General features: G+C 73.5%; 6 protein-coding genes. All 6 read left to right on the top strand.

Translation table 11 applies throughout. From position 1 onward, the window contains the following. On the top strand, positions 1-2,095 hold a 2,095-nt coding region (infB, locus tag ACFU97_RS44655; RefSeq protein WP_384268704.1), incomplete at its 5' end, for a translation initiation factor IF-2. A gap of 133 nt (positions 2,096-2,228) precedes the next feature. Beyond that, positions 2,229-2,522 (top strand): DUF503 domain-containing protein, encoded by a 294-nt coding sequence (locus ACFU97_RS44660; RefSeq protein ID WP_384268706.1) that lies wholly within the window; start codon positions 2,229-2,231, stop codon positions 2,520-2,522. A gap of 32 nt (positions 2,523-2,554) precedes the next feature. Next, the gene (gene rbfA / locus ACFU97_RS44665; protein ID WP_384268708.1) at positions 2,555-3,001 is read left to right on the top strand and encodes a 30S ribosome-binding factor RbfA; all 447 of its coding nucleotides are present in this window, start codon (positions 2,555-2,557) and stop codon (positions 2,999-3,001) included. Beyond that, positions 2,998-3,903 carry a tRNA pseudouridine(55) synthase TruB gene (gene truB / locus ACFU97_RS44670; RefSeq protein ID WP_384268709.1) on the top strand — a complete coding sequence of 302 codons (906 nt, stop codon included), beginning with the start codon at positions 2,998-3,000 and terminating at the stop codon, positions 3,901-3,903. The genes rbfA and truB overlap by 4 nt, the downstream gene beginning before the upstream one ends. 256 nt (positions 3,904-4,159) lie before the next feature. Continuing rightward, positions 4,160-7,786, top strand: a complete 3,627-nt coding sequence (locus ACFU97_RS44675) for a trypsin-like peptidase domain-containing protein (RefSeq protein WP_384268711.1) — start codon at positions 4,160-4,162, stop codon at positions 7,784-7,786. Positions 7,787-7,912: 126 nt separating this feature from the next. Next, positions 7,913-8,860, top strand: coding sequence for a bifunctional riboflavin kinase/FAD synthetase (locus ACFU97_RS44680; protein WP_384268713.1), 948 nt, complete (start codon positions 7,913-7,915; stop codon positions 8,858-8,860). The last annotated feature ends 129 nt before the right edge of the window (positions 8,861-8,989 follow it).

Genomic DNA, 8,989 nt, shown 5'->3' on the forward strand with positions numbered 1-8,989 from the left:
TGGCGGCTTCGCCGGTCGTCCCGGTGGCGGCGGTGGCGGCGGTTTCGCCGGTCGTCCCGGTGGCGGCGGTGGCGGTGGCGGCTTCGCCGGCCGTCCCGGTGGTCCCGGTGGCGGCGGTGGCCGTCCCGGCTTCGGCGGTCGTCCCGGTGGTCCGGGCGGTCGTGGTGGCACGCAGGGCGCCTTCGGCCGTCCCGGCGGTCCCGCGCGCCGCGGCCGCAAGTCGAAGCGGCAGAGGCGCCAGGAGTACGAGGCCATGCAGGCCCCGTCGGTCGGCGGCGTGATGCTGCCTCGCGGCAACGGCGAGTCCATTCGCCTGTCGCGCGGTGCCTCCCTCACCGACTTCGCGGAGAAGATCAACGCCAACCCGGCGTCGCTCGTCGCGGTCATGATGAACCTCGGCGAGATGGTCACGGCCACGCAGTCCGTCTCCGACGAGACGCTGCAGCTCCTCGCCGACGAGATGAACTACACGGTTCAGATCGTCAGCCCCGAGGAGGAGGACCGCGAGCTGCTCGAGTCCTTCGACATCGAGTTCGGCGAGGACGAGGGCGGCGAAGAGGACCTGGTCGTCCGTCCGCCGGTCGTGACCGTCATGGGTCACGTCGACCACGGTAAGACCCGACTGCTCGACGCCATCCGCAAGACGAACGTCATCGCGGGCGAGGCCGGCGGCATCACCCAGCACATCGGTGCCTACCAGGTCGCGACCGAGGTCAACGACGAAGAGCGCAAGATCACCTTCATCGACACCCCGGGTCACGAGGCGTTCACCGCCATGCGTGCCCGTGGTGCGAAGTCGACCGACATCGCGATCCTGGTCGTCGCGGCCAACGACGGCGTCATGCCGCAGACGGTCGAGGCGCTCAACCACGCCAAGGCGGCCGACGTCCCGATCGTCGTCGCGGTCAACAAGATCGACGTCGAGGGCGCCGACCCGACCAAGGTGCGCGGTCAGCTGACCGAGTACGGCCTGGTGGCCGAGGAGTACGGCGGCGACACCATGTTCGTCGACATCTCCGCCAAGCAGGGTCTGCACATCGACTCGCTGCTGGAGGCCGTGGTCCTCACCGCGGACGCCTCGCTCGACCTGCGGGCCAACCCGAACCAGGACGCGCAGGGCATCTCCATCGAGTCCCGCCTCGACCGCGGCCGCGGTGCCGTGTCGACGGTGCTCGTCCAGCGAGGCACCCTGCGGGTCGGCGACACGATGGTCGTGGGCGACGCCTACGGCCGCGTCCGCGCCATGCTCGACGACAACGGCAACAACGTCGCCGAGGCCGGCCCGTCGACGCCGGTCCAGGTCCTGGGCCTGACCAACGTCCCGGGTGCGGGCGACAACTTCCTGGTGGTCGACGAGGACCGTACGGCCCGTCAGATCGCCGAGAAGCGCGCCGCCCGTGAGCGCAACGCCGCGTTCGCCAAGCGCACGCGCCGTGTCTCCCTCGAGGACCTGGACAAGGTGCTCAAGGCCGGCGAGGTCCAGCAGCTCAACCTCATCATCAAGGGTGACGCTTCCGGCTCCGTCGAGGCGCTCGAGTCGTCCCTGCTCCAGCTGGACGTCGGCGAAGAGGTCGACATCCGCGTCCTGCACCGCGGCGTCGGTGCGGTCACGGAGTCGGACATCGACCTGGCGATGGGCTCGGACGCCATCGTGATCGGCTTCAACGTCCGTGCGGCAGGCCGCGCGGCGCAGATGGCCGAGCGCGAGGGCGTGGACGTCCGGTACTACTCGGTCATCTACCAGGCGATCGAGGAGATCGAGGCGGCCCTGAAGGGCATGCTGAAGCCGGAGTTCGAGGAGGTCGAGCTCGGTACGGCGGAGATCCGCGAGGTCTTCAAGTCGTCCAAGCTGGGCAACATCGCGGGTGTTCTCATCCGCTCCGGCGAGGTCAAGCGCAACACCAAGGCGCGCCTGGTCCGCGACGGCAAGGTCATCGCGGAGAACCTCAACATCGAGGGTCTGCGTCGCTTCAAGGACGACGTCACCGAGATCCGCGAAGGGTTCGAGGGCGGTATCAACCTCGGCAACTTCAACGACATCAAGGTCGACGACGTCATCGCGACGTACGAGATGCGGGAGAAGCCGCGCGTCTGATCCAGCACGCGATCGGGGCCGGTCGGCGGGAGCGAATTTCCGTCGATCGGCCCCGGCCGTTGCGTGTACGGTTCCGGTATCGGCGTCGCAGCGACGCCCATACCCCGAACCGGCGGGACATCCGGGTACACACATGTATGTGGGGACTCTGTCCTTCGACCTGCTCCTCGGCGACGTCCACTCGCTCAAGGAGAAACGCGCTCTCGTCCGTCCGATCGTGGCCGAGCTCCAGCGGAAGTACGCGGTGAGCGCGGCGGAGACGGATCATCAGGACCTCCATCGCAGGGCCGAGATCGGGCTCGCGGTGGTCTCGGGGGAATGGGGGCACCTCACCGACGTACTGGACCGCTGCGAGCGGCTGGTCGCCGGGCGGCCCGAGGTGGAACTGCTCTCGGTTCGACGCAGGCTCCACAGCGACGAAGACTGAAGCAAGAAGTAAGCACTTAAGGAGACGGACCAGTGGCCGACAACGCGCGTGCCAAGAGGCTGGCGGACCTCATCCGAGAGGTGGTGGCCCAGAAGCTGCAGCGCGGGATCAAGGACCCGCGGCTCGGCTCGCACGTCACCATCACGGACACCCGGGTCACCGGGGACCTGAGGGAGGCGACCGTCTTCTACACGGTGTACGGGGACGACGAGGAGCGGACGGCCGCGGCCGCCGGTCTGGAGAGCGCCAAGGGCGTGCTGCGCTCCGCGGTCGGCGCGGCGGCGGGCGTGAAGTTCACGCCGACGCTGACGTTCGTGGCCGACGCCCTGCCGGACAACGCCCGGACCATCGAGGACCTCCTCGACAAGGCGCGCCAGTCCGACGCGAAGGTGCGCGAGGTCTCGGCCGGTGCCGCCTACGCCGGCGAGGCGGACCCGTACAAGAAGCCGGGTGAGGACGAGGACGACACCGCCGAATGACCGAGAAGAACCGGACGCCCGACGGGCTTGTCGTCGTCGACAAACCGTCGGGCTTCACCTCGCACGACGTGGTCGCCAAGATGCGCGGCATCGCCCGCACCCGCCGCGTCGGGCACGCCGGCACCCTCGACCCCATGGCGACGGGCGTGCTCGTCCTCGGCGTCGAGCGGGCCACCAAACTGCTCGGTCACCTCGCGCTGACCGAGAAGGAGTACCTGGGCACCATCCGCCTCGGGCAGACCACGGTCACGGACGACGCAGAGGGCGAGATCACCGGGTCGCAGGATGCCTCGAAGGTCACCCGCGAGGCCGTCGACGCCGGGATCGCCAAGCTGACCGGCGACATCATGCAGGTGCCGTCCAAGGTGAGCGCCATCAAGATCGACGGCGTGCGCTCCTACAAGCGGGCCCGGGAGGGCGAGGAGTTCGAGATCCCGGCGCGGCCGGTCACCGTCTCGTCCTTCGCGGTGTACGACATGCGCGACGCCGTCGCCGAGGACGGCACCCCGGTGGTGGACCTCGTGGTCTCCGTCGTCTGCTCCTCCGGCACCTACATCCGGGCCCTGGCCCGGGACCTGGGCGCCGACCTGGGCGTCGGCGGCCACCTCACCGCGCTGCGCCGCACCCGCGTCGGCCCGTACAAGCTGGACACCGCCCGGACGCTGGAGCAGCTCCAGCAGGAGCTGACCGTGCTGCCGATCGGCGAGGCGGCCGCCGCCGCGTTCCCGCGCTGGAACGTGGACGCCCGCAGGGCCCGGCTGCTCACCAACGGCGTACGGCTGGAGATGCCCGAGATGTACGCCGGCGGCGGCCCGGTGGCCGTCTTCGACCCCGAGGGGCGCCTGCTCGCGCTCGTCGAGGAGCAGAAGGGCAAGGCGAAGAGCCTGGCCGTCTTCGGCTGAGGCAGTGCGCGGACACCGGGGCCGTGTGTCCGTGGAGCGGCGATCACGGGGTTGCGCCGCCGCTCCACGGTCCCCCCTCGGTTCCCCCACCCCTAGGGTGTATCCACCGGCCCCCGCCTGTTCACCCGTGCGGGCAGGCGCTCGGAGTGAACCGAGGGAGCGGAAGGGGGCGCGTTCGTCCCGCGATCTGTCCCGCTGATCACCACGCGCTTACCGTCGAAGGGTGGGCACAGGTGTACGGCGGGGAGGTTCGGCCATGGCGGGACGGGGCCCGCGGGCGCCCGGGGGCGGACGCCGGCAGACGGACGACGCGCGGGCCTCGGGCGCGCGTGCGGAGGACTCCCTGGCGCCGGACGCCGCCGTGGTCCGCATCCGCGACCTGGCCGGGCGCCCCCGCGGCACCGGCTTCGTGGCCGACCACCACGGCACCGTGATCACCAGCCACGAGGCCGTCGACGGCCTCGCCCGGCTGGTCCTGCACGCCGCCGGCGACCGCACCTGCCTGGTGACCGCGGACGCGGTGACCCCGCTTCCGGCCCTGGACCTGGCGCTCGTGCGCACCGAGGGTCTGGACGTGGACCCGCTGCCCGTCACGGTGCGCGACCGCGTCGAGTCGGGCACGTACGTGCGGATCGCGGCCGGATGCTGGCGAGAGGCGCGGGTGCTGCACGCGACGTCCGTGACGTACGCGGCGACCGACCGCTTCCATCTCCTCGACGAGGCGATGGAGCTGGCGATCGGCACGGACGGCCGCGACGCGCTGCGGCTGGGCGGCGGCGCGGCCGGGGGACCGGTGCTCGACGCCGGGACCGGCGCCGTGGTCGGCGTCCTCGGCACCGCGCTGCACTCCGGCCACCGCGACGTCGGCTTCGCCGTCCCGCTCCGCCCCGCCCCCGGCGGCCCGCTCACCGACCTGCTCGCCCGGAACGCGGCGACGGTGCCGGCCTACGGAGCCGACCTCAACCTGGCGGGCGTCCTGGAGCTGACGGCCACGTCGGTCGGCCAGGACGGACCGCCCGGAGCACTGGCGACCCACGTCGGACCGGCGGGCGACACCGTCGAGCCGGTCGAACGGCAGGTGACGGCACGGGAGTTCGCCGCCTTCGAGCGCGGCCCGGAGGCCGTCCTCGGCCTCGTCGGGGCACCGGGCAGCGGCCGTACGACGGAACTGGCGTCGCTCGCCGCCCGGCGCGCCCGCGGTGCCGCACCGGCCCCGACCCTGTGGCTGCGCGGCGCCGACCTGAAGGACGACGACACCTCGGTCGCGGACGCGGCCCGCCGGGCACTGACCCGGGCCGCGCGCATCGTCGCGGCGTCCGGGCCGCCCGGCGAGCTCGGCGACCTCACGCCGGAGCGCCTGGCCGGCGTGGCACGCGCCGCGGGCCGCCCGCTGCTGCTCCTCCTGGACGGCCCCGAGGAGATGCCACCCGTCCTGGCCCACCGGCTGCGGGAGTGGACGTGGGGCACGGCGGACTGGCTGGAGGAGACGGGGGCGCGGCTGGTGGTGGCGTGCCGGGCGGAGTACTGGGAGCGGGCCGGGGCCGAGTTCCCGGCAGGGTCGCTGTACGGCGCGGCCGCCCGCGGAGGGCTGCCGGCGTGCGTGCGCCTCGGCGACCTGTCCGCGGACGAGGCGCGCACGGCCCGCGCGCGGTACGGCATCGCCGAGGACGCCCTGGCCGACGGCGACGCCTGCCACCCCCTCACCCTCCGGCTGCTCTCGGAGGTCCGCGCCGCCCTCCCCGACGCCTCTCACGCGCGCGTGGACCGCGACGACGTCCTCTCCGCGCACCTCGACCTGATGTGCCTGCGCATCGCCGTCCGGCTGGCCGCCGAGAACGGCCTGCGCGGCACGGCCGTACGGCGCCTCGCCGCGAAGGTCGCCGGGCAGGTCCACGAGGCCGCCCGCCGCAGCCTCGGCCCGGGGCAGGGCGAGCTGGACCGGGAGACGTTCGAGGCGGTGTTCCCCTGGGGCCAGGCACCCGCGCGGCTGGGCGGCGGCACCGGCTGGGCGTCCGCCGTGCTCACCGAGGGCCTGCTGGTCCCCGCGGGCGGCGGCTACCGCTTCGCCCACGAGGAGCTCGCCGACTGGATCCAGGGCATGCACCTCGACCTCGGCGAGGCCCTCAAGGTGCTGGTCCACCACCGCGCGCCGGGCGGCGACCGCCTCCTGGCCGTCCCGCACCACCGCATCGGCCCCGTCGTCGAGGCCCTGCTCCTGCTCGCCCGGCAGCACGGACCCCGCCGACTCGCCGACCGCCTGCGGGAGTTGGCGTTCGCCCTGGACACGGACCCGCACTCCTGGTGGGCCGCCCGCCTCCTCACCGAGACCCTGCTCCGCGTCCCGGACGCCACACCGTACGAGGACGTCCTGAGCCTGCTGGTGGAGCGGCTGGTGGAGGTGCGGGGGCGGGGTGGCGACGGGCCCGCGGCGGCATTCCGGGAGGGCGGCGACGGGCCTGTGGCGGCATCGCAGCAGGGCGGCCCGAACTCCCCGTCGGACAAGGGCGATTCGCGCCCCGCCACGGCCACTGGCACCGCTCCCGCCACCGGAACTGCCCCCGTCCCCACCTCCGACCCCCTGGCCGCCTTCGCCCCCGGTTTCTGGACCGCCCTGGCCCTCCCGCAGGCCGGCCGCCTCGATCTGCTGCGCCGTCTCCTCCTCGCCGACGGCCCTCCGCAGGAGACCGGTCCGCGCTTCCTGGACGCCGCCTCCGGCCTCCTGGCCGCGGACCCCACCGCCGTACAGCCCCTCCTCGCGCTCTGGTTCGACGACGACCGGCCGCTGCCCGCGACGCCGCATGCGACCGTCGCCAAGGCGGCGCAGGCGCTGCTGCACACCCACCGGCACCTCGCCCTGGACGAGCTGACCGAGGTGCTCGTCGACAGCGCGCACCGGCGGGCCGACGAGCTGCTGGCCGTCCTGGCGGAGGACGAGCCCTCGGCCGTGTGCCGGGCCGTCGACCGGTGGGCGCACGACGAGCGGCCCGCGCGGCGGGTGGCGGCGGTGGCGTACGGCCTGTGCGCGGCGCCGCACGTCCGGTCCGAGGCCGATCGCGAACTGCTGCGCTACGCCGCCCTCGCCCTGCTGGCGCGCCCCGCCGACTCCACCCTGCACGGCGGCGCGCTCGCCCTCCTCGTACGCGATCCACGCACGCGTGCCCGCCATCTCCCGCGGGCGCTGCGGCACTTCGCGGCCGACGACCCGCGCTTCCCGCCGAGCGCACTGGTCCCCGCCCTGGCCACGCACCCGGAGCCGGTCCTCGACGCCTTCCGCGAGCGGCTGCGCAGGCCGGACGCCGGCCGTGCGCTGCGCACCCTCGCCGACGTCACCACGCCCTCGCTCGCGCGCAGGGTCGCCGTCCTGGTGCGCGAGGCGGTGCGGGAGCACCCGGAGACCGCCGCGGACGTGGCCGCCTACGTCGACCGGCGGCTCGACCAGGGACCGCCCGCCCGGGCCGTGCTCCAGCCCCTGGTCACCGGCCTCCTCGACGGCGGCCCGGAAGAGGTGCGGGCCGCGCTCGCCGCCGTCCTCGCCGCCCCCGGCGCACCCGCCTCCCTCCTGCTGCGCCGCGAACTGCTGGACTTCCTCCTCGCCCACGAGCAGGCCCCGGCCGTCCTGGACGCCCTGCTGCACGCCACGGGACGGCGTTCCGGGGACGACGCGCGCGACCTCGTGCACCGCACCGGCCTGCTCCTGGTCCGCACTCCGGACGGCGCGACCCGCTTCGACCGCGGCCTGGTCGACCTGGGCCGGCACGTCCCCGGCTTCGCCGCCCGCATGGCCGGCTGGCTGGCCGACGCTCCCCAGGCCTGGGCCGCGGTGGTCGGTCCCAGCGCCCGCCGGACGATCGAGAACCTTTCGGGCGTGCGCGTGCCCGCCTGAGCCGTGCCGCCGCGTGCGTCGGGTCACAGCCACCATGCCGATGAGGGCGGTTCGCGCCCGGCATGGCACCCTTAGACCTGCGTAAGAGGTCGAAAGATACGGATACGGGTTCGAGGAGCGGTCACAGTGCAGCGCTGGCGTGGCTTGGAGGACATCCCCGAGGACTGGGGGCGCAGCGTCGTCACCATCGGTTCCTACGACGGCGTCCACCGCGGTCACCAGCTGATCATCCGGCATGCCGTGGACCGCGCGCGGGAGCTGGGCGTTCCCTCCGTGGTCGTCACCTTCGACCCGCACCCCAGCGAGGTCGTCCGCCCGGGCAGCCACCCGCCGCTGCTCGCCCCGCACCACCGCCGCGCCGAGCTGATGGCCGGGCTGGGTGTGGACGCGGTCCTCATCCTCCCCTTCACCACCGAGTTCTCGAAGCTGTCGCCGGCCGACTTCGTGGTCAAGGTCCTGGTCGACAAGCTGCACGCCAAGGCGGTCGTCGAGGGCCCCAACTTCCGCTTCGGCCACAAGGCCGCGGGCAACGTCGACTTCCTCGTCGAGCAGGGCAAGGTCTACGACTTCGACGTCGAGGTCGTCGACCTGTACGTGAGCGGCGAGGCGGGCGGCGGCGAGCCCTTCTCCTCCACCCTGACCCGGCGCCTGGTCGCCGGGGGCGACGTCGAGGGCGCGGCGGAGATCCTGGGCCGTCCGCACCGGGTGGAGGGCGTGGTGGTGCGCGGCGCCCAGCGCGGCCGTGAACTGGGCTTCCCGACGGCCAACGTCGAGACGCTGCCCCACACCGCCATCCCCGCCGACGGTGTCTACGCCGGCTGGCTGCACGCCCAGGGCGAGGCGATGCCGGCGGCGATCTCCGTCGGCACCAACCCGCAGTTCGACGGCACCGAGCGCACGGTGGAGGCGTACGCCATCGACCGCGTCGGCCTCGACCTGTACGGCCTGCACGTGGCCGTCGACTTTCTCTCCTTCGTGCGCGGCCAGGCGAAGTTCGACTCGCTGGAGGCCCTGCTCGAGCAGATGGGCGAGGATGTCAAGCGGTGCCGCGAACTGGTGGCGGCCGCCGAGTAGTTCTTCCTGCGACGACGAAGGGGGGGGGGGGGGGTTTGGGGACCGGCCCCCCCTCTCTCTTTCCCTTCTGCCTTCTTCGTGGTGGGGGGGGGGGGTGTTGGGGGGTGTCCCCCCTCCCTTCTCTTTTCT

The organism is Streptomyces sp. NPDC057616 (genome assembly GCF_042800575.1).
Classification (GTDB): Bacteria; Actinomycetota; Actinomycetes; order Streptomycetales; family Streptomycetaceae; genus Streptomyces.